The organism is Frankia umida, from assembly GCF_023242945.1.
In the GTDB taxonomy this organism is placed as follows: Bacteria; Actinomycetota; Actinomycetes; order Frankiales; family Frankiaceae; genus Frankia; species Frankia umida.
Genome location: NZ_JALKFT010000004.1, coordinates 170,464 through 194,344, shown reverse-complemented (window position 1 = coordinate 194,344; position 23,881 = coordinate 170,464). Strand labels below are relative to the sequence as shown.

At 72.8% G+C, this 23,881-nt stretch carries 22 protein-coding genes; 15 read left to right on the top strand and 7 right to left on the bottom strand.

What is annotated here, in order from left to right; genetic code table 11:
• Positions 1–51 precede the first annotated feature (51 nt).
• Positions 52–450, top strand: coding sequence for a nuclear transport factor 2 family protein (locus MXD59_RS06000; protein ID WP_372511942.1), 399 nt, complete (start codon positions 52–54; stop codon positions 448–450).
• 5 nt (positions 451–455) lie between these two features.
• Positions 456–1,094, top strand: coding sequence for a TetR family transcriptional regulator (locus MXD59_RS05995; RefSeq protein WP_163547232.1), 639 nt, complete (start codon positions 456–458; stop codon positions 1,092–1,094).
• 39 nt (positions 1,095–1,133) lie between these two features.
• Here MXD59_RS05995 and MXD59_RS05990 read toward each other — a convergent pair whose 3' ends face one another.
• Both MXD59_RS05990 and MXD59_RS05985 read right to left on the bottom strand, forming a co-directional pair.
• Complete coding sequence (locus MXD59_RS05990; RefSeq protein WP_248823776.1) at positions 1,134–1,820, bottom strand: TetR/AcrR family transcriptional regulator; 687 nt, start codon at positions 1,818–1,820, stop codon at positions 1,134–1,136.
• A gap of 334 nt (positions 1,821–2,154) precedes the next feature.
• Entirely contained in the window at positions 2,155–3,354 is a 1,200-nt protein-coding gene (locus tag MXD59_RS05985) for a cytochrome P450 (RefSeq protein ID WP_248814667.1), read from the bottom strand.
• A gap of 448 nt (positions 3,355–3,802) precedes the next feature.
• Between MXD59_RS05985 and MXD59_RS05980 the strand changes: the two genes are divergently transcribed.
• The 3 genes from MXD59_RS05980 to MXD59_RS05970 all read left to right on the top strand — a co-directional run bounded on the left by MXD59_RS05980 (position 3,803) and on the right by MXD59_RS05970 (position 7,176).
• Positions 3,803–4,198: a Zn-ribbon domain-containing OB-fold protein gene (locus MXD59_RS05980; protein ID WP_248823775.1), complete on the top strand. Its 396-nt coding sequence runs from the start codon at positions 3,803–3,805 to the stop codon at positions 4,196–4,198.
• Between the two features lie 88 nt (positions 4,199–4,286).
• Positions 4,287–5,489 (top strand): thiolase family protein, encoded by a 1,203-nt coding sequence (locus MXD59_RS05975; RefSeq protein WP_248823774.1) that lies wholly within the window; start codon positions 4,287–4,289, stop codon positions 5,487–5,489.
• Position 5,490: 1 nt separating this feature from the next.
• Positions 5,491–7,176 (top strand): thiolase C-terminal domain-containing protein, encoded by a 1,686-nt coding sequence (locus MXD59_RS05970; RefSeq protein ID WP_248823773.1) that lies wholly within the window; start codon positions 5,491–5,493, stop codon positions 7,174–7,176.
• A gap of 31 nt (positions 7,177–7,207) precedes the next feature.
• On the opposite strand, the gene MXD59_RS05965 is transcribed toward MXD59_RS05970, so the two are convergent.
• Both MXD59_RS05965 and MXD59_RS05960 read right to left on the bottom strand, forming a co-directional pair.
• Positions 7,208–7,921 (bottom strand): VIT1/CCC1 transporter family protein, encoded by a 714-nt coding sequence (locus tag MXD59_RS05965; RefSeq protein ID WP_248823772.1) that lies wholly within the window; start codon positions 7,919–7,921, stop codon positions 7,208–7,210.
• Between the two features lie 28 nt (positions 7,922–7,949).
• Complete coding sequence (locus MXD59_RS05960) at positions 7,950–8,636, bottom strand: TetR/AcrR family transcriptional regulator (RefSeq protein WP_248823859.1); 687 nt, start codon at positions 8,634–8,636, stop codon at positions 7,950–7,952.
• A gap of 246 nt (positions 8,637–8,882) precedes the next feature.
• Here MXD59_RS05960 and MXD59_RS05955 point away from each other — a divergent pair, with 246 nt between their 5' ends.
• Together MXD59_RS05955 and MXD59_RS26285 are read left to right on the top strand one after the other, a co-directional pair.
• Positions 8,883–9,941: an aldo/keto reductase gene (locus MXD59_RS05955; RefSeq protein WP_248823771.1), complete on the top strand. Its 1,059-nt coding sequence runs from the start codon at positions 8,883–8,885 to the stop codon at positions 9,939–9,941.
• A gap of 31 nt (positions 9,942–9,972) precedes the next feature.
• Positions 9,973–10,098, top strand: a complete 126-nt coding sequence (locus MXD59_RS26285; RefSeq protein ID WP_283096419.1) for a hypothetical protein — start codon at positions 9,973–9,975, stop codon at positions 10,096–10,098.
• A gap of 46 nt (positions 10,099–10,144) precedes the next feature.
• Here MXD59_RS26285 and MXD59_RS05950 read toward each other — a convergent pair whose 3' ends face one another.
• The 3 genes from MXD59_RS05950 to MXD59_RS05940 form a co-directional block, all read right to left on the bottom strand.
• Positions 10,145–11,332 (bottom strand): globin domain-containing protein, encoded by a 1,188-nt coding sequence (locus tag MXD59_RS05950; protein WP_248814675.1) that lies wholly within the window; start codon positions 11,330–11,332, stop codon positions 10,145–10,147.
• 276 nt (positions 11,333–11,608) lie between these two features.
• Positions 11,609–12,052, bottom strand: a complete 444-nt coding sequence (locus tag MXD59_RS05945; protein WP_248823770.1) for a carboxymuconolactone decarboxylase family protein — start codon at positions 12,050–12,052, stop codon at positions 11,609–11,611.
• Between the two features lie 206 nt (positions 12,053–12,258).
• Positions 12,259–14,316: a bis-aminopropyl spermidine synthase family protein gene (locus MXD59_RS05940; RefSeq protein WP_248823769.1), complete on the bottom strand. Its 2,058-nt coding sequence runs from the start codon at positions 14,314–14,316 to the stop codon at positions 12,259–12,261.
• A gap of 70 nt (positions 14,317–14,386) precedes the next feature.
• On the opposite strand from MXD59_RS05940, the gene hisD reads away from it, so the two are divergent.
• The 8 genes from hisD to MXD59_RS05900 all read left to right on the top strand — a co-directional run bounded on the left by hisD (position 14,387) and on the right by MXD59_RS05900 (position 23,877).
• On the top strand, positions 14,387–15,682 hold the full coding sequence (gene hisD, locus MXD59_RS05935; RefSeq protein ID WP_248823768.1) for a histidinol dehydrogenase: 1,296 nt from the start codon (positions 14,387–14,389) through the stop codon (positions 15,680–15,682).
• A complete protein-coding gene (locus MXD59_RS05930; RefSeq protein ID WP_248823767.1) occupies positions 15,679–16,905 on the top strand; it encodes a histidinol-phosphate transaminase in 1,227 nt (408 codons plus the stop codon). Before hisD ends, MXD59_RS05930 begins: the two co-directional genes overlap by 4 nt.
• 33 nt (positions 16,906–16,938) lie before the next feature.
• A complete protein-coding gene (hisB, locus tag MXD59_RS05925) occupies positions 16,939–17,526 on the top strand; it encodes an imidazoleglycerol-phosphate dehydratase HisB (RefSeq protein ID WP_248823766.1) in 588 nt (195 codons plus the stop codon).
• A 5-nt stretch (positions 17,527–17,531) separates the two neighbouring features.
• Positions 17,532–18,131, top strand: a complete 600-nt coding sequence (gene hisH / locus MXD59_RS05920; protein WP_248823858.1) for an imidazole glycerol phosphate synthase subunit HisH — start codon at positions 17,532–17,534, stop codon at positions 18,129–18,131.
• Between the two features lie 89 nt (positions 18,132–18,220).
• Positions 18,221–19,027: a bifunctional 1-(5-phosphoribosyl)-5-((5-phosphoribosylamino)methylideneamino)imidazole-4-carboxamide isomerase/phosphoribosylanthranilate isomerase PriA gene (gene priA / locus MXD59_RS05915; RefSeq protein WP_248823765.1), complete on the top strand. Its 807-nt coding sequence runs from the start codon at positions 18,221–18,223 to the stop codon at positions 19,025–19,027.
• Positions 19,024–19,788, top strand: a complete 765-nt coding sequence (hisF, locus tag MXD59_RS05910) for an imidazole glycerol phosphate synthase subunit HisF (RefSeq protein ID WP_248814681.1) — start codon at positions 19,024–19,026, stop codon at positions 19,786–19,788. Before priA ends, hisF begins: the two co-directional genes overlap by 4 nt.
• A gap of 10 nt (positions 19,789–19,798) precedes the next feature.
• Positions 19,799–21,796 (top strand): ABC transporter ATP-binding protein, encoded by a 1,998-nt coding sequence (locus MXD59_RS05905; protein WP_248823764.1) that lies wholly within the window; start codon positions 19,799–19,801, stop codon positions 21,794–21,796.
• Positions 21,793–23,877, top strand: coding sequence for an ABC transporter ATP-binding protein (locus tag MXD59_RS05900; protein WP_248823763.1), 2,085 nt, complete (start codon positions 21,793–21,795; stop codon positions 23,875–23,877). The genes MXD59_RS05905 and MXD59_RS05900 overlap by 4 nt, the downstream gene beginning before the upstream one ends.
• The last annotated feature ends 4 nt before the right edge of the window (positions 23,878–23,881 follow it).

Below are 23,881 nucleotides of genomic sequence, written 5' to 3'. Positions count from 1 at the left end.
GAACCCGGTCTCGACGGCTCCAGGTCGCCGCTGTCCGGCGCGGAGGCCCGGCTGCCCGGCCCGGCCGACCAGGTGGCGATCAGCCAACTGCTGGCCCGCTACTGCCTGGCCCTCGACCTGGACGACGCCGAAGGCTGGGTCGCCCTGTTCACTCCCGACGCCGTCTACCACGTGTACGGGCGGACCTTCGACGGCCATGCTGGTCTGCGCCGGATGGCGACGGCCGCCCCCGGCGGCCTGCACCTCGGCGGCCCGCCGGTGATCGAGATACTCGGCGCGGACACCGCCCGCACCACCCGCAACCTGTTGTTCATCGACCGCACTGATGGCGTTCCCCGCAACGCGGTCTACACCGACGAACTTGTGCGCACCCCGGACGGCTGGCGTATCCGCTCGTGCCGGTGCCAGTTCATCACGGCGGACGGGCTGTCCGACCGACCCGCGCGCTGACGCGGATGGGGGCGGTTCCCAAGCGTTCACAGCTTGCCCAGGAACGTTCCCGAGACACCCGGCGTGCGATTCTGCGGGCCGCATTGGAGCTGTGGGCGCAGCGCGGCTATGAAAACGGCTTCGAGCGAACGACGGCCGAGGAGATCGCGACCCGGGCCGGCATCTCCAAGGCGACCTTCTATCTGCATTTTGCGCGTAAGGAGGACATCCTCCTGCACACCGGCTGGATTACGGCCGGGGTGGTCTACGAGGACGCCCTCGCGGAGATCGCCGCCGGGCGGGAGCTGGACGCCGCGGTCGACCGGATGATGAACCGGCTCGGCCGCCGGGTGCAACGGGTGCCGCGGGCGGCGTTGCGCCGGATCCTGGACGCTCAGATGAGCATGCCGCGGGGCTCCGCGATCGAAGGCGAGTCGTTCGGGCTGGAGCAGGCTTTTCTCGCACTTCTGCAACCGGCTCTCGAAGCGGGTCAGCTACCCGAACGGGTCAGCATCACGGCGCTGGCGACCATGTTGAAGGCCATCACCATCGATGCCATCTGGCAGTGGTCGGAGGATGGCTCGGACCAGCTCTCGGTCGTCCTTCGACAACGTGCCGCGCTGGTAATCGTCGGCGCTCGCAACATTCCTGATGCGGTGCGTTGACAGCTGACGGCGGCCGCGGATCAACCGAGGCCCGGGCGGTCACTCGTCGGCGCTGATACCCAGGGCGTTGCGCCACAGCAGGGTGAGCTGGTCGACCGAGGCATCCAGGTCGAATCCGACGGTGTTCTCCGAGTTGAACAGCAGCTCGGCGAAGTAGGCGACCATACCGCCGAGGGCCTGCGCGGCATAGGCGGCGTCGACCCGCTGGTCGGCCAGTTCGGCGGCCTGCAGGGATCGGGTCCGCCGCTCGATGGCCAGAGCGAACTCGTCGTGGCGCTGCACCCGAATGCGCCGCACGTCCGCGTCGAAGGTGGACACCTGCTGGATCACGCGCATGATCTTGGCGTTGGCGGCGTAGGTCTCGAGGTAGTGGCGGTTCGCCGCGCGGATGCGGGCGATCGCGTCGGTGCCTGCCGGTGCCGGTTCCGGGGTGAGCAGATCGAGTTCGACCGAGTCGACGACCTCCCGGAAGACCTCCTCCTTCGAGTGGAAGTACGTGTAGAAGGAGCCGTGCGAGAGCCCGGCCAGATCGCAGATGTCGGCGACCCGGGCATGCAGGAAACCGTCGCGTTCGAAGACCGTGCGGGCCGCGTCGACCAGCTGGCCGCGGGTCTGCCGCCCACGCCGGGTGCGGCCGGTGCCGCGGCGCTTGCTCAGCTCGCCGACGTCGCGCCGGGCGCGGGACGCGTTGGGCAGGGCGGCTCCGCGATCAGTACGTTCGGGCACCTTGGTCCTCTCGGGCGCTGTGTCACCGCTGGGCCGGCGCACGCCATGTTCTCCGGCGCGGGTTCTCCCGCTGGACGTCGTCCGGTGGACATGGTGTACCGGTGTCGGGCCGCTGGCCGGTGTCGCCGCTGTGACACCCGACACCTGGTGGTCGGCCATGGCCTGCCGGCCGCCTGGTCGTCCGACTCATTGTCGGTCATCTTCCTGGCCTTTTACCAGGTGAATGACACAGAGCCACCACTATGTCGTCGCGTGGACGACAAACGGCCCGCTCCGGAGGGGAGCGGGCCGTTGTGGCGAGCGGGCGACCTGTCGGTGCCGCGGCGGGTGTGCGCTACCGGATGAAGACCGGCAGCTTCTCCCAGCCGCGTACGGTCGAGGTGCGGGCCTGAACGGCGTTGTCCCAGTCGACCTCCCAGCTCGGGAAGCGCTTGAGAACCTCGTCGAGCGCGACCCGCCCCTCGAGGCGGGCGAGCGCGGCACCCAGGCAGTGGTGGATGCCATAGCCGAAGCTGAGGTGGCGCGCGCTGCGGTGGATGTCGAACCGGTCGGCGTCGGGGAAACGCCGCTCGTCACGGTTCGCCGAGGCGTTGAGCAGCAGCATGATCTGGCCCGCTTCGACGGTCTGACCGTGGTGGGTCACGTCGCGGGACAGCTTGCGGGCCTGCACGGGGCTCGGCGCCTCGTAGCGCAGCAGCTCCTCGATGGCGTTCGGGATGAGCGACCGGTCCGCGGCCAGCTCGCGCAGCTGGTCGGGGTTCTCCCCGAGGACCTTGCCGGTCCAGCCGATCAGCCGGGTGGTGGTCTCGTTGCCGGCGCCGGCCAGCAGGAAGGCGACGGTGACGACCTGCTCCCGGGTCAGCTTGCGCACCTTGCCGTTCTCGTCCTCGAACTCGGCGTTGAGCAGCTGGGTCATCAGGTCGTCCGAGGGGTGCTTGGCCCGCCAGTCGACGTAGTCGCCGAACGACTCGGGGCTGAAGTCCCCGGAACGCTGATAGTCGCTGAGCGTGCCGTCGGCGCTGAGCCGCAGGCCGTCGTCGATCTGGTCGCGCAGTGCCACCTGGTCCTCCTCGGGAATACCGAGCAGGAAGCCGATGGTCCGCATCGGCATCTGGGCACCGAGATCCTCGATGAAGTCGAAGCGGTCGGCGCCGACGAGGGGATCGAGTGTGTGCGCACAGTACCCGCGGACCTTCTCCTCGAGCGCGTTCATCGCCCGCGGTGAGAACACCCGGATGAGGAGCTTGCGGTGCAGGTCGTGAATCGGCGGGTCCTCGAAGAGGATCGCGCCGGGGGGAAAGGTGATGCCCTGCTTGACGAACTCCAGCACCGTTCCCTCGCCGGAACGGTAGGTGTTCCAGTCGCCGAGGGCGGGCTCCACGTCCTCGTACCGGGTGAGCGCCCAGAAGTCGTGCTTCTCGTTGTAGTAAAGCGGCGCCTCGTCCCGCATCCGCTTCCACACCGGGTACGGATCGGTGTCGATCTCGGAGTCGTAGGGGTCGTAGTAGACATCGCTGGGGCTGGTCACCGACATGCGCGAGCTCCTTGGGACTTCCGGTATGGCGCCTGTGCACGGCGTGGCCCGGATCGCGCTGGACCAGGTCCGGCGACACGGGCAGATATCCTCACGAATACCTGGCGTGCCCATCTGTGCGCGGAGAGGTCACAGTTGCCGGCTCGCGAGCCCACCGTCGCCGACAAACGGCCTGGTTGGACGGTCGGCGCTGCGGTGACAGACCGGCTAAACTGATCATTAAGGAAACTATACTCCGTCCAGCTTCTGGTGTCCTGCGACCTCTCCGTCCTGTGGATCATGAGGGTCGGCAACACCGGCGTCGGTGTGGACGGTGCGCTAGTCTGCACCTGCCCGGGATACGTGGCTGACCCGGCTTCCTGGCCGTTCGGGGGCCGCGATGGTCTGACTGTTCCCGTTGCCAGCCGTCGGCCACGCCCCGATTCCACCGCCTCTGCAGGGAGGGCCCGTGAGCGATCCCGTCCCGCTCGTCGACTATCTCGTCCTGACCGGACAACCGCATCTCACGGCACACGAGTGCACCGCATGCGGAGCCCGCTACTTCGACCGCCGCAATGCCTGCGCCGCCTGCGAGGCGGACACGTTCCAGACCGTCGACGTGCCGACGGAGGGTGAACTTCGAGCCTTCACGATCGTCTCCTACGCGGCGCCGGGGATCCCGGTGCCGTTCGTGGCCGGGGTGGTCGACTGCGGCGGGACGTCCGTGCGAGCCAACGTGGTGAACGTGCCGGCAGATCCGGAGCATGTTCGGGTCGGGATGAAGCTGCGGCTGACGACGGTTCCGCTCGGTACGGACGCCGCCGGTACGGAAGCGGTCGGGTTCGGTTTCGAACCGGCCGGCTGACAGCACCGGGACTGATCAGGCCGGAGCTGGTCGCACCGGGGGCTCGCGGCATCGGACGGCGTGGGAACAGTGGGGACGGGAGAGGGCGATGGCGGAGAACGTGTGGATCCTCGGCATCCACATGACGAAGTTCGGCAAGCACCCGGATCTTGACACCGTGGACCTGGGAGCGCAGGCGGCCCGCGGCGCGCTCAGCGATGCGGGCCTGCACATGCGTGACGTGGGTGTGCTGGCGGCGGGCAACCTGATGCGGGCCGCCGCGAGCTTCGGCCAGCAGCTGCAGAAGCAGATCGGGCAGACCGGCATCCCGGTGTTCAACGTGGCCAACGCCTGCGCCACCGGGGCCACCGCCCTGCGCGTGGCGATCATGGCGATTCGGGCCGGCGAGACCGACGTGGGCCTCGCGGTCGGCGTCGAGAAGCTGTCCGGGGCGGGGCTGCTCGCCGGCGGAACCGCCCAGCGGCAGGGGGACACCTGGTCGCCGCAGGGTCGGTTCGGCGCGGTCGCCCCGATCGACGGGCGGATCGGCACCGAGACGATGCCCGGCGTGTTCGCGCAGATCGGCATGGAGTACGACCACAAGTACGGTGGCGCCGACTTCGAGCTCTTCGCGCGGATCTCGGAGAAGAACCATGCCCACTCGACGTTGAACCCGCTGGCGTCCTACCAGAAGCGGTTCAGCCTTGAGCAGATCATGAACGAGGTCATGGTCGCCTACCCGAACACGCGGCCGATGTGCTCGGCCAACTGTGACGGTGGCGCCGCGGCGGTCGTGGTCAGCGAGTCGAAGCTGCGCACCCTCTCGCTCGAGCAGCAGCGCCGGGCCGTCAAGATCAGCGCCTCGGTGCTGACCAGCGATCCCTGGCAGGAGGCCTGCCAGGTGCTGCCCGACGTCAACACGCTCACCCGGGCCGCCGCGAACCAGGCCTACGAGCAGGCCGGCGTCGGCCCCGACGACCTGGACCTCGTCGAGCTGCACGACTGCTTCGCCACCGCCGAACTCGTCCACTACGACAACCTGCGGCTGTGCCCGCCCGGCGGCGCGGTGGACTTCTTCAACTCCGGGGCGAGCTGGCGTGACGGCACCACCCCGGTGAACGTCTCCGGCGGGCTGGAGTCCAAGGGCCACCCGGTGTCCGCGACCGGTATCGCGAACATCTGGGAGGTCGCCACCCACCTGCGGGGCGAGGCCGGTCCCCGCCAGATCGAGGGCGCCCGCGTCGGGCTCGCCCACGTCATCGGCCTCGGCAGCGCCTGCGGCGTGCACATCCTGGAGAAGGCGGCTGTCTGAGATGACTGGTTCCACGCAGGCCGCCCCGGTCGTGAGCACCGGCTTGACCCGGCCCCTTCCCGCCCTGCTACCGCAGGTCGCGCCGTTCTGGACAGCCGGCGCGGACGGTGAGCTGCGGCTGCCCCGCTGCGGCAGCTGCGCGCGGTTTCGCCATCCCGGCGAATCGGTCTGCCCGGACTGCCCGGGGGCCGAGCTCACCTACGCCCCCGTCGGCCCGGCGGGTGTCGTCGTCGCCGTCAGCGTGAACCACCAGATGTGGCTGCCGGGGATCGCCCCGCCCTACGTCGTGGTCGTCGTCGAGCTCGACGACGCCCCGGGCGTACGGCTCACCTCCAACCTGCTGGTGGACGACCCGGCCGAGATCGCGACGGTGGCCCGGGTGGGCCTGGCGGTCACCGTCGTGTTCGACCACCAGGACGACGTGTGGGTGCCGGTGTTCCGCCCGTCCGGCGAGCCGGACCGGCCCGGCCTGGTCCGCGAGGCCCGGGTCGTCCCGCGAGCGCCGATCAGCGACGAGCGGTTCGAGCGGCGCAGCGTGCTGTCGGGACTGGGGATCTCCGCGGTCGGGCGGCGGCTCGGGCGCACACCGGTGAGCCTCGCGGTCGAGTCGAGCCTCGCCGCGATCGCCGACGCCGGGCTCACCCGCGACGACATCGACGGCATCGCCACCTACCCGGGTCCGCTGGGCGCCGGGATGTCCGAGGGTGGCGTCGCGGCCCTGGAGGAAGCCCTCGGGGTGCGTCCGACCTGGTTCCACGGCGGGCTCGACCAGCCCGGCCAGTCGGGGGCGATCGTCGCCGCGATGCTCGCCGTCGCCGCCGGGCTGTGCCGGCACGTCCTGTGCGTGCGCACCGTCTGGGAGGCGACCTACACCGACTACCAGCGCCGTGGCCTGGTCGGCGGCGGCGGTGGCCGGCTCGAGGGGGACATCCAGTGGCGGCTGCCCTACGGCGCCGCCTCCGCCGGCACCTGGATCGGCCTGGCCGCCTCCCAGTACCTGCACCGGTACAAGGCGGACCGGGAGGTGCTCGGCCGGATCGCGGTGAACGCCCGGGCCGGCGCCGCCCGCAACCCGTACGCGGTCTACCGCGACCCGCTGACCCTGGACGACTACTTCGCCGCCCGGATGATCTCGACCCCGTTCGGTCTGTACGACTGTGACGTGCCCTGCGACGGCTCGGTCGCCGTCATCGTCTCCGCCGCGGAGACCGCCGCCGACGCCCCGAACGGCGTCGTGCGGATCAACGCCGTCGGCACCCAGATCGCCGAGCGTCCGTCCTGGGACCAGGGCACCCTCACCCACGAACCGATGGTGCTCGGCCCCGCCGCGCACCTGTGGACCCGCACCGACCTCACGCCGTCCGACGTGGATGTCGCTTTGCTCTACGACGGTTTCTCGTTCAACTGCCTGTCGTGGCTCGAGGCGCTCGGCTTCTGCGGCTTCGGGGAGGCCAGCGACTTCATCGGTGACGGTACGACGATCGGTCTCGGCGGCTCCCTGCCGCTGAACCCGCACGGCGGCCAGCTCTCCGCCGGACGCCTGCACGGGTTCGGCTTCCTGCACGAGGCGATCACCCAGCTGCGCGGTGTGGCCGGGGAACGTCAGGTCACCGGCGCCGAGGTCGCGGTCGTCTCCACCGGCGGCGGCGCCCCCGGCGGCGCCTTCCTGCTCACCCGGGACGCCTGACCCGGGCGGGCCCGTCCGGGCACGCTCGGAGTCAGACGCCGGTGGTGTTGACCAGGGCGCCGACGAGCGCTGTCACCGCCATCGCCACGCAGCCGCCGACCACGACCCGCAGGGTGGGACGGGCCAGCGGCGTGCCGGCGGTACGCGCCCCGAGCGCCCCGGCGACCGCCAGCCCGACCACGGTGGCCGCGACGATCAGCGCGATGCGTGCGGATCCGGAGGGCGCGGCCATGCCCAGGAAGGGCACCAGCGCGCCGGCGGCGAAGCTGCTCGCCGAGGCGGCGCACGCCTGCAGGGGGCGGGCCTGGTTCTGCTCGTTGTGGCCGAGTTCGTCACGCAGATGCGCACCGAGCGCGTCCCGCTCGGTCAGCGCCGCGGCGACCTGCCGGGCCAGTTCCGGGGGCAGGCCCCGGCGTTCGTAGATGCCGGCGAGTTCATAGAGCTCCGCGCGGGGGCTGTTGGTCAGCTCGGCCCGCTCCGCCACCAGGTCGGCCCGCTCGACGTCGGCCTGGGCGCTGACCGACACGTACTCGCCAGCCGCCATCGACAGTGCCCCGGCGGTGAGCCCGGCCAGGCCCGCGGTGAGCAGCGCCCCGCTGGACGCGCCACTCGCGGCGACGCCGACCATCAGGCTCGACGTCGACACCAGCCCGTCGTTCGCCCCGAGCACGGCGGCCCGCAGCCAACCGGCTCGCCCGGCGCCGTGCCGTTCCCGGTGACGTGTTCTGATCCCCGGTGCCGTCACGCCCGCCAGTACAGCATGGCCGGCACCGCTATGCCTCGGTTCCGAGGGCCGCCTCCAACAGGACAAGGGCGACCGATCGGGCGTCGGCCATCGGAGCCGCGTCGTTCAGGGTGGTCGACAGGGCGGTCGCACCCTCGAACAGCACGGTGAGCTGGCGCCCGAGCGAGGTGGGGTCGGTGGCACCGGCCGCGCGGGCGGTGTCGATCAGCAGCTGGGTGAAGCCCTCCTTGTGGTCCAGCACGGCCTTCTCGACGGCCGGTACCGTGCCCGCCAGCTCCACCGCCGCGTTGTGGAACGGGCATCCACGGGCCCGGACGCGGCGGGCCCCATCCCGATCGTCTGGTTCGCCGCCCGACTCGCCAGCCGCCCCGCCGGCCGGGTCCTCGCAGAAGAGAGTGATCAGCCGGGCGCGGGGCGGGAGATCCTCGCGGCGCAGGACGCGTTCCCGGGGGACGGGTTGGGTGTCGAGCCGGCGCAGATACTCCTCCACCAGCGCGTTCTTGCTGGGGAAGTGCTGGTAGAAGGTCCGTTTCGACACCTGGGCGACCTCGGTGAGGCGCTCCATACCGGTCGTGTTGATGCCCTCGGCGTAGAAGAGCTGCTCCGCCGCCCGCAGGATGCGCTCCCGCGCGCCACGCCCACCGCGCCGTTCGCCACCGCGGGCGACGCCAGCCGCCGCGGCCGACGACGGCGCCAGGACCTTCACCGCCTGCATGTCCACCGGCGGTTCCGCGGAACCCCGGGGTTTTGCGGAACCGCCGGACCGGAGCGCCGCCGGCTGGCCGGCGGCGGGAACCGGTAGGGGGGCTTCCTCGTCGGTGGGCATGACATCGAAAGTAGACCGACCGTTGTACTCGCGTCCAGTCCGGTGTTACGGTGAAGTCGTCCTCGAGGTAAACCGATCGTTCTACTGCGCTGGATGGCGCCGGCTGGCGCCGTCGGCTGCTGTCGGGAGGTAGCGATGAAGCACACGACGTTCGGCCGGGCCACGGGCCTGCGGGTCAGCGAGCTGGCGCTCGGCGCCGCGAACTTCGGCACCGGGTGGGGTGCCGGCGCCGAGCCGGAGGAGGCCCGGCGCATCCTCGAGCGCTTCGCCGAGGCGGGCGGCACGTTTCTCGATACCGCCGAGAGCTATCAGTTCGGCGAGTCCGAACAGATCCTCGGGCATCTGCTCACCGGCCAGCGGGCGCACTTCACCCTGGCCACCAAGTTCGGCGTGGGCCGCGCGCCCGATGCCGGCGTGCTCGCCACCGGCAACGGGCGGCGTGCGCTGATCGGTGCGGTCGAGGGCAGCCTCACCCGGCTCGGCACCGACTATCTCGACCTGCTGTGGGTGCATTTTCCCGACCCGGTGACGCCGGTGGAGGAGATCATGCGCGGCCTCGATGATCTGGTCCGTTCCGGCAAGATCCTCTATGCGGGCCTGTCGAACTTCCCGGCCTGGCGTACCGCCCGCGCGGCCACCCTGGCCGACCTGCGCGGCCTGGCTCCCGTCACGGCCGTGCAGTTCGAGTACAGCCTGGTGGAACGCGGCGCCGACCGTGAGGTCCTGCCGATGGCCGAGGCGCTGGGCCTGGGCGCGGCACTGTGGTCACCGCTGGGCGGCGGGCTGCTCACCGGCAAGTACCGCACCAGCAGCGCCGGGCGCCTCACCGACCTCGGCCGCGTGATCCACACCGAGGACGAGCCCCGCAAGACCGCGGTGGTCGACGCCGTGCTCGCCGTCGCCGCGGAGCTCGCCGTCCCGCCGGCGCAGGTCGCCACGGCCTGGGTCCGGGAGCGGGCCGCGCGCTCGTCGACCGCGCTCGTCCCGATCATCGGCCCGCGTTCGGTCGCCCAGCTCGACGACTACCTGGCCGCTCTGCAGGTGAGGCTGGAGGACAAGCAGTACCAACGGCTCGAGGAGGTCAGCCGGGTCGACCTCGGTCAGCCCCACACCGTCTCCGCCTCCCAGTATCCGGTCACGCTCGGTGGTGCCGAGGCCGCGAGGTCCTTCCGCGCCTACCTCCCGGTCGCCTGAGGTCGGCGCCGGGGTTCGGGAGATCCCCGGGGTGGCCGGGGTGGCCGGGGTGGCCGGGGTGTCGGTGGAGACCGTCTACGCCGCGGTCGGCCGTAAGCCGGCGCTGTTCGCCGCGGCCATCGACGGTGCGGTCGTCGGCGACGCGGTGCGGCGATGAACCGGCTGCCCCGTGCCTGCGAGGTCGCGGTGGCCTCGGCGGGCGCTCAGGTCGGGTTGCCCGCCCACGGGTCGGGGCCGAAGATCTCGTAGCGGATGTGGTCGGGGGACAGGCCGCGGCGCAGCAGGCCGGCGCGGACGTCCCGCATGAACGGCAGCGGGCCGCACAGGTAGACGCGGGCGCCGTCGGGCAGCGGCAGGGCGTCGACGTCGATCTGGACCGGGCTGTGCGGTTCGTAACGGGTGTGCAGCTGGAAGTCCCGCAGCAGGGCGCCGATCTCCAGCATCTCCGCCCGCAGCGGATGGTGCTCGGGGGAGCGGTCGGCGTGCGCCGCGACCACCGTGCGCTGCGGGCGCAGCCGAGCGGTGTGACCCATCATCGCGATCATCGGTGTGATGCCGATACCGGCGCTGACCAGTACGAGCGGGTCGGTGCCGGGGGTCAGTGTCACGTCGCCGGCCGGCGGGCTGACGTCCAGCACGTCGCCGACCTTGACCTGCTCGTGCAGATAGGCGGAGACGACACCCTGCGGGGCGGTGCCGACCGCGGGTACCCGGCGCACGGTGATCCGCAGACTGCCCGAACCCGGTGCCCGCGACAGACTGTAGGGGCGGGCCTGGCGGCCGCCGTCGGGCAGGTCCACCGCGACCGTCACGTACTGGCCGGGTCGGAAGGTCGGCAGCGGGTCGAGCCCGGTCGGCAACAGGTCGAAGGACACCACCTCCGGGGTCGCGACCGTACGGGCCGTGACCCGCCAGGGTCGCCACGGCCGCGCCGGATCGGTGCCCATCCGCTGGTAGGCACGTGCCTCCTCGGCGACGAGCGCCGTGGCGAACAGCCAGTAGGCCTCATCCCAGGCGTCATGGACCCGCGGTGTGACCGCGTCCCCGAGCACCTCGGCGACCGCGGCCAGCAACTGCCGTCCCACCAGTGGGTACTGCTCCGGCGCGACACCCAGCGAGGCGTGTCGATGCGCGATGCGGCGCACCACCGCGTCGAACGGGCGTCGCGGCTCGCCCAGCAGGTGTTCCGTGAAGGCGACCAGTGCGGCGGCCAGCGCCCGCTGCTGGGCGCCGCTGGCCTGACCGCTGCGGGAGAACATCGGCGCGACCCGCGGATGCGTCGAGAGCAGTCGCCGGTAGAACACGGCGCTGATCTGTTCGGCATGCTCGGCGACCACGCCGGCCGTCGCCCGCAGGACCGCGGCGGACTGTTCCGTCGGGACGGCGCTCATCCGGCCTCAGCTCCGCTTCTACACGTCGTAGTAGCAAACCGCTTCACCGTAGTGACGCCCGATCGCCCCTGTCCCCGCCTGGCCGCACCTGCTCGCTCGCACGGGCGGTCCCATCGCCGCCACCTGCACGTTCACGGACCCGCACCCCGGCTGACCCCGCCGGTCAACCACCCATCGGTGACCTTGCCCGCGCTCGCAGGTGCCGGTGCTCGCGGGTGCCGGCGTCACGGTGTCACGGTGTCGAGGTCTCGATGGGCGGCGCCGCGTCGGATGGGATCAGACGTCCAGGGGCGGTTGGGCGCGAGTCGGGATGGCGATGCGGTTCCAGGCGTTGATCGTGACGATGGCGAGGATCAGGTTGGCGGTCTCCTCCTCCGACCAGTGCTTGGTGACAGTCGCCCAGGTGTCGTCGCTGACACCGTCCGGGCCGAGCCGGGTCACCTCGTCGGTCAGCGCCAGCGCGGCCCGCTCCCGTTCGTCGAAGAACGGCGCGTCGTGCCAGGCGGCGACCGCGAACAGCCGCCGGGCGGACTCACCGGAGGCCAGGGCGTCCCGGCTGTGCATGTCCACGCAGAACGCGCAGCCGTTGAGCACCGACGCGCGCAGCTTCACCAGCTCCAGCACGGTCGCGTCCACATGCCGCCGGACGTAGGCCTCCAGCCCCAGGACCGCCTTGTACCCCTCCGGTGCCACCTCGGCGATGTTCATCCGCTGTGTCATCGTGCGCCTCCTTCGGTCGAATGTCTCCGGACCGGCCGCGGCAGGGCCCGGCCGGCGGGAGCGCCTCCCGTGGCGCTCCCGGGAGCCGCCCTCGCGGCGACCCTCCACCCAGATGGACGGGCCTGCCAGCCGACATGTGACAGGCCTACCCGCGGCCCTCGGCGCGTCCCCTGGCCGTGCCAGCCCCCCGACCGCGGGAACCCCGCCTACGCGGTGGCGGTGGGCAGGAGACCGACGCTGGTGGACGCGGCGTCCAGCACGTCCGCGAGGGTGTGCCGGGGCAGGTCGATCAGGCGGGCGGTGAGCAGATCCGCGGGGAGAACGGTCGCGTCGGCGCCGGCGTCCCGGCCGCCCTCGCGGCCGGTGGTCAGGGCCGCGTGGACCGTGGTCAGAGCCGCCCGCTGGGCCAGCGGCGCACCGGGCTGGTCACGGGCGACACGGATCAGACCGTCGCGCCAGACGTTGCCGAGACGGCCGTGGGCGCGCTCCAGCAGCCAGCGGACGAGACGTTCCGGTGCGGCCCCGGCGGTCTGGTCGGTCGCGGTGAGGGACAGCAGTCGGGTTCGTCCGGCACCGGTGGGGGTCTCGTCGTGTTCGGGTGTGCGCGTCCACTTGGCCCGGACAAGGTCGAAGGGCTGCCCGGAGCGCAGGTCAGGATGGTCGGCGTCGACCAGGACGGCGAGCCGGTCGGCGTTGGCGGCCAGCAGCAGCCGCAGCAGCCACGGACCGGGATCGTCGGTCAGGTCGACCACCACGCTGCGGGTGTCCCCGCCGGACGGGCCGGTGGTGGACGGCGGCAGACCGCGATCGAGCACGGTGGGCAGTCGGGTGTGCGCGGCGGCCTGGGGCAGCGGCCGATCGCCGACGAACACGCCCCGGCCGGGCACGGCCGCGAGGAACCGCTGGGCCGCGGTGATGGCGCCGGCGGCCAGCTCGTCGGCCTGGCTCTCCTCGGCGTGCCGCCCCCGGGTGTAGATGGAACGCGGCGGTGTGGACGAGCCACCGGACTCCCACTCGCCACCCGAGCCACCCGAGCGATCCGAGCGGTCGAGGCGTTTCCAGGTGGCGGCGGTCGGTTGGCAGCTGTACATGTCGGCGCGGGCGCCCACCGCTTCGGCACCGTCGTAGACGTGGAAACCCGGCCAGATCGCCTCGAAGGCGAACCCCTGGTCCAGCAGCGCCTTCTGGACCCGGGCACCGAGCGCGGGCGTCCGCTCGCTGTAGCCGTAGGCGACGAGGACCCGGCCGCGCTCCCGGTCGGCGAGGCCCTGCGCGCCCCGGGCGGCGAACAGCGACACACCGGACGGGGTGTACGGCGGGTCGGTGAACACCAGGTCGGCGTGGCCGGCGACCGACGGCGGCAGGCCAAGGCGCAGGTCCGCGTACAGGCAGCGCAGGGCCACCCCGTGTGCGCGTGCGGAACGGTCGAGGAACGCCAGCAGCTCCTCGTCGATGTCGACCACGGTGACCCGCAACCCACCAGCCGTCCCACCCGGTGCTCGGCCGTCCGTCCCGGCGGACGACGGGCTGTCCGTCCCGTGGACGGATCGGCTGGCGCGGGCGGCGAGCAGGAGCAGGGCCAGCGAGGTGAGATCGTGGTCGCCGACGCAGAGCAGCTCGGCCTCCCGCAGGTCGTAGTGCGTGGCCAGCCAGACCGCCCGGCGCACGGCCGTCGCCGCGGTGGCCGGGACATGGTCCAGATCGGCGCGGGGGCGGGGAGCGGCCGCGATCAGGCCGTGCATGGTGGTGATCAGGGCGCTGTGTCGGCGGACCTCGGCGGCCAGCGGGTCCACCGGGGCGGACGCACGCAGTTCCGCGTAGCGGATCAGGGAGCGGTAGCGGTCGACCGTCGGGGCGCGCAGCACCAGCCGGCCGTCGGCGGCGGTGTGCAGGTCCCCGTCGAGTGTCCGCAGGATGATCTCCACCGAGCGGCGGGGCAGCCCGGAGCCCTGCACCAGCCCACGCAGCGTCTGGGGCTGCTCGGTCAGCGCCGCCACCACCCGGCGCGGCGCCAGCGCGTGCACCCCGTAGCCGTGCAGCAACGTCGCCAGCGACTCACCCGCCGCCGCGGCCGCAGGCTGGTCGGAGGTCGCCCCGGCCACCGGCGAATCGGACGTCGCGGCCTCCAGCGGCGCGGCCTCCAGCGGCGCGGCCTCCAGCGGCGCGGCCTCCAGCGGCGCGGCGTCCGGCCGGGCGACCTGCGGTGGCATGGCGTGCGGTGGGGCGGTGTGCGCTGGGGCGGCGGAGGGCTGGGGATCGGTCACCGTCCCAGCGTGTCACCCCACGCCGGTACGTGATTTCACCGGTCGCGGGTTCGGCGGCTACCCTCGGGAGGTGCTCAGAAGGCTGGATCTGCGTGGCTCGACCCTCACCGGGGCGCAGGTGCGGCGTCTGCTGCCCCGCGCCGCCCTCGACGTGGACGTCGCCGTCGAGGCCGTGCGGCCGGTATGCGCGGACGTCCGTGACCGTGGTGACGCCGCTGTTCTCGACGCGGCCGAGCGGTTCGACGGGGTCCGTCCCCCCCAGTTGCGGGTGTCCGCCGCGCAGCTCGCGGCCGCCGCCGAACGCCTCGATCCGGAGGTGCGCGACGCGCTGGCCGAGGCGATCCGGCGCTGCCGGCTGGTCCATGGGGCGCAGCGGCGCGCACCGGTGACCGTGGACGTCGCCCCGGGCCTCGCGGTGACCGAGCGCTGGGTGCCGGTCGAACGGGTCGGGCTGTACGTGCCGGGCGGGCGGGTCGCCTACCCGAGCAGCGTCGTCATGAACGTCGTCCCCGCCCAGGAGGCCGGGGTGAGCTCGCTCGCGGTGTTCTCCCCGCCGCAGAAGGACAACGGCGGCCTGCCGCATCCGGTCGTCCTCGGCGCGTGCGCGCTGCTCGGCATCGACGAGGTGTACGCCGCCGGCGGCGCCCAGGCGATCGCGATGGCCGCCTACGGCACCGAGAGCTGCCCGCCGGTCGATGTGATCACCGGGCCGGGCAACGTCTACGTGACGGCGGCCAAACGGCTGGTGCGCGGCGTCGTCGGGGTGGACGCGGAGGCCGGTCCGACCGAGGTCGCGATCCTCGCCGACGACACGGCCGACCCGGCGCACGTCGCCGCCGACCTGATCGCCCAGGCCGAGCACGACCCGATGGCCGCCTGCCTGCTCGTCACCACGTCGGCGGAGCTCGCCGACGCCGTCGACGTCGAACTCGGCAAGCGGGTGCCCGCCACCCGCCACCGCGAGCGGGTCGAGCAGGCCCTCGCCGGCCAGGGGGCGATCGCACTCGTCGCCGACCTCGACGCCGGGCTCGCCGTCGCCGACGGCTGGGCCGCCGAGCACCTGCAGATCCAGACCGCGGACGCCGCCGCCGTGGCCGCCCGGGTCCGCCACGCCGGGGCGGTGTTCGTCGGGGCGTACGCCCCGGTGCCGCTCGGTGACTACCTGGCCGGCTCCAACCACGTCCTGCCCACCGGCGCGACCGCGCGCCACTCCGGGGGCCTGTCCGTCGCCACCTTCCAGCGGCAGGTCCACGTCGTCGAGAGCACCCGGGACGCGCTGCACGCCGTCTCCGGGCGTCTCGGCGCACTCGCCGGAGCCGAGGACCTCACCGCACACCGTGACGCCGTGGAGGTTCGATTCCGATGACCCCGTCGACGACCGGCCAGCCGTCGTTCGCCGGCTTCGCCGAGGCCGGTTCGGCCTCCGACGACCGGCCCTGGCAGCCCCTGGGGCTCGACGAGCTGCCCCTGCGCGACAGCCTGCGCGGGATGTCCCCGTACGGCGCCCCGCAGCTCGACGTCCCGGTGCGCCTGAACACCAACGAGAATCCGCATCCGCCGTCGATCGGCCTGGTGGACGCGCTCGGCAAGGCCGCGACCCTGGCCGCGACCGAGGCGAACCGCTACCCGGACCGCGACGCCGAGGCATTGCGCGCCGACCTCGCCTACTACCTGACCTCCGACGCCGGCTTCGGTGTGCACACCGCCCAGGTGTGGGCGGCCAACGGGTCCAACGAGATCCTGCAGCAGCTGTGCCAGGCGTTCGGCGGCCCGGGCCGGATCGCCATCGGGTTCGAACCGTCCTACTCGATGCACCGGCTGATCGCGCTGGCCACCGCCACCGAATGGGTCGCCGAGCAGCGCGCGGACGACTTCACACTGTCCGCCGAGCAGGTGACGGCCGCGATCGAACGGCACCGCCCGGCGCTGGTGTTCCTGTGCTCGCCGAACAACCCGACCGGCACCGCGCTGCCACCGGAGGTCATCACCGCCGCCGCCGCGGCGATGGCGGCCGTCGGCAGCGGGATCGTCGTCGTCGACGAGGCGTACGCGGAGTTCCGCCGCGCCGGGGTGCCCAGCGCCGTCACCCTGCTGCCGGCCAACCCGCGGCTGGTGGTCACCCGCACGATGAGCAAGGCGTTCGCGCTCGCCGGCGCGCGGGTCGGCTACCTCGCCGCCCATCCCGCCGTCGTCGACGCGCTGGCGCTGGTCCGGCTGCCCTACCACCTGTCGACCTTCACCCAGGCGGTGGCGCGCACCGCGCTCGCCCACGCCGACGAGCTGCTCAGCACGGTCGAGGCGGTCAAGGCGCAGCGGGACCGGATCGTGCGGGAACTGCCCGGCCTCGGCCTGGCGCTGGCCCCCAGCGACGCCAACTTCGTGTACTTCGGCCGGTTCGCCGACGAGCAGGACGTCTGGCGTCGCCTGCTGGAACGCGGAGTGCTCGTGCGCGACGTCGGCCCCGACGGCTGGCTGCGGGTCACCGCCGGCCTGCCCGGCGAGATCGACGCCTTCCTCGCCGCCCTCTCCCAGGTGCTCGTCGACGCGCGCACCGACGAGACCGGTCTGATCACGCTCACCTCCCGCTGAGAACCTTCGCGAAAGACACCGAGGACAGTCCCGATGGCCCGCACCGCTCGTATCGCCCGCAAGACCCTGGAGTCGGACGTCCTCGTCGAGCTCGACCTCGACGGCACGGGGGTGGCCACCGTCGACACCGGTGTGCCGTTCTATGACCACATGCTGTCCCAGATCGGCAAGCACGCCGGCTTCGACCTGAACGTGCGCACCCGCGGTGACCTGCACATCGACGCCCACCACACGGTCGAGGACACCTCGATCGCGTTCGGCACGGCGCTGCGCGAGGCCCTCGGCGACAAGGTCGGCATCCGCCGGTTCGGCGATGCCACCGTCCCGCTGGACGAGGCGCTCGCCCTGGCCGTCGTCGACCTGTCCGGCCGGCCGTACTGCGTGCACGTCGAACCGGACCTCGTCGGTCTGATCGGCACCTACGACACGACCCTCACCCGGCACATCTTCGAGTCGATCACCAGCTCGGCCCGGATCGCCCTGCACGTGCGGGTGCTGTCCGGGCGCAACGCCCACCATGTGGTCGAGGCCCAGTTCAAGGCGGTCGCCCGGGCCCTGCGCGACGCGGTCGCACTCGACGCCCGGGTCGCCGGCATCCCGTCCACCAAGGGCGTGCTGTGAGCCGGGTGGTCGTGCTCGACTACGGGTCGGGCAACCTGCGTTCGGCCGAGCGGGCCCTGGTCCGGGTCGGCGCGGACGTCACCGTGACCGCCGATCTCACCGCCGCCCGCGACGCCGACGGCCTGGTCGTCCCCGGGGTCGGCGCCTACGCGGCGTGCATGGCCGGGATCGACGCGCTCGGAGCCGGCGACGTCGTGCGCGCGCGGGTCGCCGCCGGACGCCCGGTGCTCGGCATCTGCGTCGGCATGCAGGTGCTGTACGAACTCGGCGAGGAGCACGGCGTGCGGACGCCGGGTATCGGAGTGCTGGCCGGCGAGGTGCGCCGCCTGGCCGCGCCGATCCTGCCGCACATGGGCTGGAACACGGTGCGCCCGCCGGCCGACTCGGTCCTGTTCGCGGGGCTTGCCGGTGACACCCGGTTCTACTTCGTCCACTCGTACGCGGCGAAGGCCGACCCGTCCGCCGGTGACACCGTCGGCGAGCACGGCGAACCGTTCGCCGCCGCCGTCGAACGCGGCGCGCTGGCCGCCACCCAGTTCCATCCGGAGAAGTCCGGCGACGCCGGCGCCCACCTGCTCACCAACTGGCTCGCCACCCTCTCCTGACGACCGGTCGGAGTTGCGCTCCCACCGGTCGGACAACCGTCGGCCCGCTGACCGATCCGTCCAGGTCGGGCAGCCCGTAGGGTGTCGGCATGGCTCTGACTCTGCTGCCCGCCGTCGATGTGGCCGACGGTCTCGCCGTGCGTCTCGTCCAGGGCGAGGCCGGTTCCGAGACGTCCTATGGTGACCCGCTGGAGGCGGCGCTCACCTGGCAGCGGGACGGCGCCGAGTGGATTCATCTGGTCGACCTGGACGCCGCGTTCGGCCGGGGTTCCAACCGTGAACTGATCGCCAAGGTCGTGCGTGCGGTGGACGTCGCCGTGGAGGTCTCCGGCGGTATCCGCGACGACGAGTCGCTCGACGCGGCGCTGGCGACCGGGGCGGCCCGGGTGAACATCGGCACCGCCGCGCTGGAGAACCCCGACTGGGTGCGCCGCGCGATCGCCCGGGTCGGCGACCGCATCGCCGTCGGCCTGGACGTGCGCGGCACCACCCTCGCCGCCCGCGGCTGGACACGCGAGGGCGGGGAGCTCTACGACGTCCTCGCCCGCCTCGACGCCGACGGCTGCGCCCGTTACGTGCTCACCGACGTCCGCCGGGACGGGACGCTGACCGGCCCGAACGTCGAACTGCTGCGCTCGGTGACCGCCGCGACGGACCGTCCGGTGGTGGCCAGCGGCGGCGTCTCCACGCTCGAGGACCTCACCGAGATCGCCGCGATCGCGGGTGTCGAGGGCGCCATCATCGGCAAGGCCCTCTACGCCGGCGCGTTCACCCTGCCGCAGGCGCTGGCCCTCACCGCGAGCCTCGCCGCCGGCAGCCCCACCCAGACCACCGGCGCACTAGGCCAGAACGCGGCCGGATCGGTCGGCGGCTCCGGCGGCGGGGCGGGGCAGTGAGCGTCGCCGTGCGGGTCATTCCCTGTCTGGACGTCGACGGCGGGCGGGTCGTCAAGGGCGTCAACTTCACGGACCTGCGTGACGCCGGCGACCCGGTGGAGATGGCCCGCCTCTACGACGCCGAAGGCGCCGACGAACTGACCTTCCTCGACATCACCGCGTCCTCCGGGGACCGCGAGACCACCTACGACATCGTGCGGCGCACCGCCGAGCAGGTCTTCATCCCGCTGACCGTCGGCGGCGGTGTGCGTGCCACCGAGGACGTCGACCGGCTGCTGCGCGCCGGCGCGGACAAGGTCGGCATCAACACCGCGGCCGTCGCCCGTCCGGAACTGGTCCGCGAGTGCGCGCACCGGTTCGGCAACCAGTGCATCGTGATCTCGATCGACGCCCGCCGCTGCCCCGACCCGGACGGCCCCCGCTTCGAGGTCACCACGCACGGCGGACGGCGCGGCACCGGCATCGACGCGGTCGCCTGGGCGGCACGGGTCACCGAACTCGGTTCCGGTGAGATCCTGCTGAACTCCATGGACGCCGACGGCACCCGCGACGGCTACGACCTCGAGATGCTCACCGCCGTGCGGGCCGAGGTCGACGTCCCGGTGATCGCCAGCGGCGGCGCCGGTGACCTGGCGCATTTCGCCCCGGCGGTGGCCGCGGGCGCCGACGCCGTGCTCGCCGCCAGCGTGTTCCACTTCGGGCAGCTACGCATCGGCGAGGTGAAGACCGCTCTGCGGGACGCCGCCGTCCCCGTCCGCTGATCGGCCGCCGATGACCGCATCCGACCCCGGGGACCGCGCCGACGACCGCGCCGACGACCGCGCCGACGACCGCGCCGGCGGCGGGCGGCGTTCGGGGATCATCGCGCGTGGCCTGGCGACGATGCGCCTCGGCGCGCGCCACGAACCACGGCAGTTCGCGTTGGCGACCCTCGGAGGCAGCCTGTTCACCCTCACCGGGGTGGCGAGCTCCCTCGTCCTCGGTGAGGCGACGGACCGGGTCGTGATCCCGGCGATCGACGATGGCCACGCGGACGCGTCCGCGCTCGCCGCCGTCGGCGTGGCGTTCGTGGCCGTCGGCTGCGTGCGGGCGTTCGGCATGTACCTGCGCCGGCTCGCCGGCGGCGCGGTGGTGTTCCGGCTCCAGGCCCGTTACCGCCATGAGGTCACCCGTCAGTACCTGCGGCTGCCGTTGTCCTGGCATCAGAGCCATTCGACCGGCGCCCTGCTGTCCAACGCCAACGCGGACGTCGAGGCGATGTGGTCGCCGCTGATGCCGTTGCCGTTCGCCCTCGGGGCCCTGATGATGCTGATGGCCGCGCTGGTGCTGCTCGTGCTCACCGATCCGGTGCTGGCGCTGATCGGACTCGCGGTCTTCCCGACCTTCGGTCTGCTCAACATCTGGTACGCCCGCCGGGCGTCGCCGTTGTACGCGCAGGCCCAGCAGCTGCGCGGCGAGGTGAGCGCGGTGGCCCACGAGTCGTTCGACGGCGCTCTCGTGGTGAAGGCCCTCGGCCGGGAGGAAGAGGAGACCGCCCGGTTCGCCGACCGGGCCGAACGGCTCCGGGACGCGATGATCAGCGCCGGTCGGCTACGTGGCATGTTCGACCCGCTGATGGAGGCACTGCCCAACCTCGGCATCCTGGTCGTGCTGCTCGTCGGCGCCGTGCGCATCCGCACCGGGGCGATCGACGTGGGGCAGCTCGTCCGGGTCGCCTACCTGTTCACGCTGCTGGCCTTCCCGCTGCGCGCGTTCGGCTGGGTGTTCGGCGAGCTCCCGCGTTCCGTCGTCGGCCGCCAGCGGGTGGACGCGGTCACCCAGGCCCGTTCGGACGAGCACCACGGCCCCCGCACGCTGAGCGCCACCGGCCCCGCGGCGCTGTCCCTGCACCAGGTCACCTACACCTACCCGCGCTCCGCACCCGACGGCGAGCCCGTACCGGTTGGCGCCCCCGACGCCGCCCCCGCCTCCGACGCCCCGGTCCCCGACGCCGTGGCCGCCCGGCCGACCCTGCTCGATGTGGGTGTCGAGGTGGCACCCGGCAGCGTCGTCGCGATCACCGGACGCACCGGCGCGGGCAAGTCGACCCTGGTGGGGCTGCTCGCCCGGCTCGTCGACCCGGATGACGGCGAGGTCCGAGTCGACGGGATCGACCTGCGGGACCTCGCCGTCGGCGAGGTGAGCCGGGCGGTGGCCGTCGTGGCGCAGCAGGCATTCCTGTTCGACGACAGCGTGCGCGCCAACATCACCCTGGGCCTGGCCGCCACCGACGACGCGGTGTGGACGGCGCTGCGTCGGGCGCAGGCCGACCGCTTCGTCGCCAGGCTCCCGGCCGGCCTCGACACCATGGTCGGCGAACGCGGCACCAGCCTGTCCGGTGGCCAACGCCAACGGATCTGCCTGGCCCGTGCCCTGCTGCGCGAGCCCCGCCTGCTCGTTCTCGACGACGCGACCGCCAGCGTCGACCCGCGGGTCGAGGCCGCGATCCTGGCCGATCTGCGGGCTCGCGCCGGCGCGGCCACGGTGGTGGTCGTCGCCCAACGCCGTTCCACGATCGCCCTGGCCGACGAGGTGGTGCACCTCGAGGGCGGCCAGGTGATCGGCCGTGGCAGCCACGAGCACCTGCTCGCGACCTCACCCCGCTACGCGGCTCTGCTCACCGCCTACGAGCAGGCCGCGCAGGCGGCGGCCCTCGACGCCGAGCCCACCGTCGACCTGGACCTGGACCTGGACGCGGAGCCGGAGTCGGAGTCGGAGCCAGCGCGATGACCACTCCCGCACGGAGCATCCCCGCCCAGACCCCGCCCGAGCGGCTCAGCCCGCCCAACCCCAACCCCAGCCCCGGTCCCAGCCCCGAGCCCGGTCCCGGGTCGGCTCGCGCGGACCTGCTGACGACGACGCTGCGGCGGCTGCGTGGCCTCGCCCCCGAGCTGACCCGGGGGCTGCTCGGCACCCTCGTCCTCGCGCTGGTCGCCACCGCGGGCAAGATCGCCATTCCGGTGACGGTCCAACAGATCCTTGACCGGGGACTGGCCGACGACCAGGTCGACCTGACGGTGATCGGCGTGGCCGTCGGGGTGGCGGCGGTGGTGATCCTGACGACCGCACTGGCCAACTACCGGATGAACCGGCGGCTGTACCGGCTGTCCGAGACGACGCTCGCCACGCTGCGGGTCAGGGCGTTTCGCCACATCCACGATCTGTCGGTGCTCAGCCAGTCCGCGCAGCGTCGTGGCTCGTTGACCTCCCGGGTCACCAGCGACATCGACCAGATGTCGCAGTTCCTGCAGTTCGGTGGCGTGATGCTGCTGGTCTCGACCGGCCAGATGCTGATCGCGACCGTGCTGATGGTCGTCTACTCGTGGCAGCTGACCCTGCTGGTCCACGGCTTCTACCTTCCGCTTTTCCTGATCACCCGGCGCACCCAGCGGCGCCTCGCCGGTCGCTACGCGCAGGTCCGTGAACGCATCGGTGAGCTGCTGGGTGCCGTCGCCGAGGCCGTTGTCGGCGCCTCGGTCGTGCGGGCCTACGGCGTGCAGGAACGCACCGCCCAGCGCATCGACACCTCGATCGACCGTCACCGCGGCGCCCAGTCCGCCGCCCAGAAGATGATCGCCGGCGTGTTCTCCCTGAGCGAGCTGGTCGCCGCCCTCGCCACGGCGGCGGCCGTCATCGTCGGGGTGCTGCTCGGCGTGGACGGCGCGCTCAGCACCGGTCGGCTGGTCGCCTTCCTGTTCCTGATGACCCTGTTCATCATGCCGATCCAGTCGATGACCGAGATCCTCAACGACGCGGCGAACGCCCTGGCCGGCCTGCGCCGGGTGCTTGACGTCCTCGACCTGCCCACCGACGTCCGCGACCCGGCGCTCACCGATGGCTCCGTTCCCCACCCCGCTGGTGCTCCCCACCCCGCGGAGGCGACCATCATGATCCCCGCCGGTTCGCCGCCGCCCTCGGCGCGCCCCGGCGGGCGGGAGCTTCCCGCGGGACCGCTGGGTGTGCGCTTCACCGGGGTCGGGTTCGCCTACCCGGACGGCCCGCCCGTGCTGCGCGACATCGACCTGGAGATCGCCGCGGGCAGCCGGATCGCCGTGGTCGGCGAGACCGGCTCCGGGAAGACCACCCTGGTCAAGCTGCTGACCCGGCTGATGGACCCGAGCTCGGGCGAGGTCCTGATCGGCGGGGTGCCCCTGGCCCAGGTGCGGTTCGCCTCGCTGCGCCGCCGGGTCCTGCTGGTGCCGCAGGAGGGGTTCCTGTTCGATCTGACGATCGCCGACAACGTGCGCTACGGCCGCCCGGGCGCCGACGACGCCGCGGTACACGCCGCCTTCGAGGCCCTTGGCCTCGGCGACTGGCTTGCCACCCACCCCGAGGGCCTCGCCACCCGGGTGGGTGAGAGCGGGTCGCGGCTGTCCGCGGGTGAACGTCAGCTGGTCGCGCTGGCTCGTGCCCGGCTGGCCGACCCCGACCTGCTCGTGCTCGACGAGGCCACCTCCGCGGTCGACCCCGAGACCGAGGTGCGCCTGGCCCAGGCCCTGGCCGAACTGATGCGGGAGCGGACCTCGGTGACCATCGCGCACCGGCTGTCCACCGCGGAGACCGCCGACGAGGTACTGGTCGTCGACGCCGGTCGGATCGCCCAGCGCGGCCGGCATCGTGATCTGGTCGCTGTGCCCGGGATCTACCAGCGCCTGCACCAGTCCTGGGTCGCCGGGGTCGGCTCGACCGGGCCCGCGCCCGCACGGCCACATCCACCGGCGCCGGCGTCGACCGCCCCCGACGAGCCGCGCCCCGCGTTCCTCGCCCCGCGGACGCCGGCCCCGCGCCCGGGTCGCGGGGGAGCAGAATGAAGCG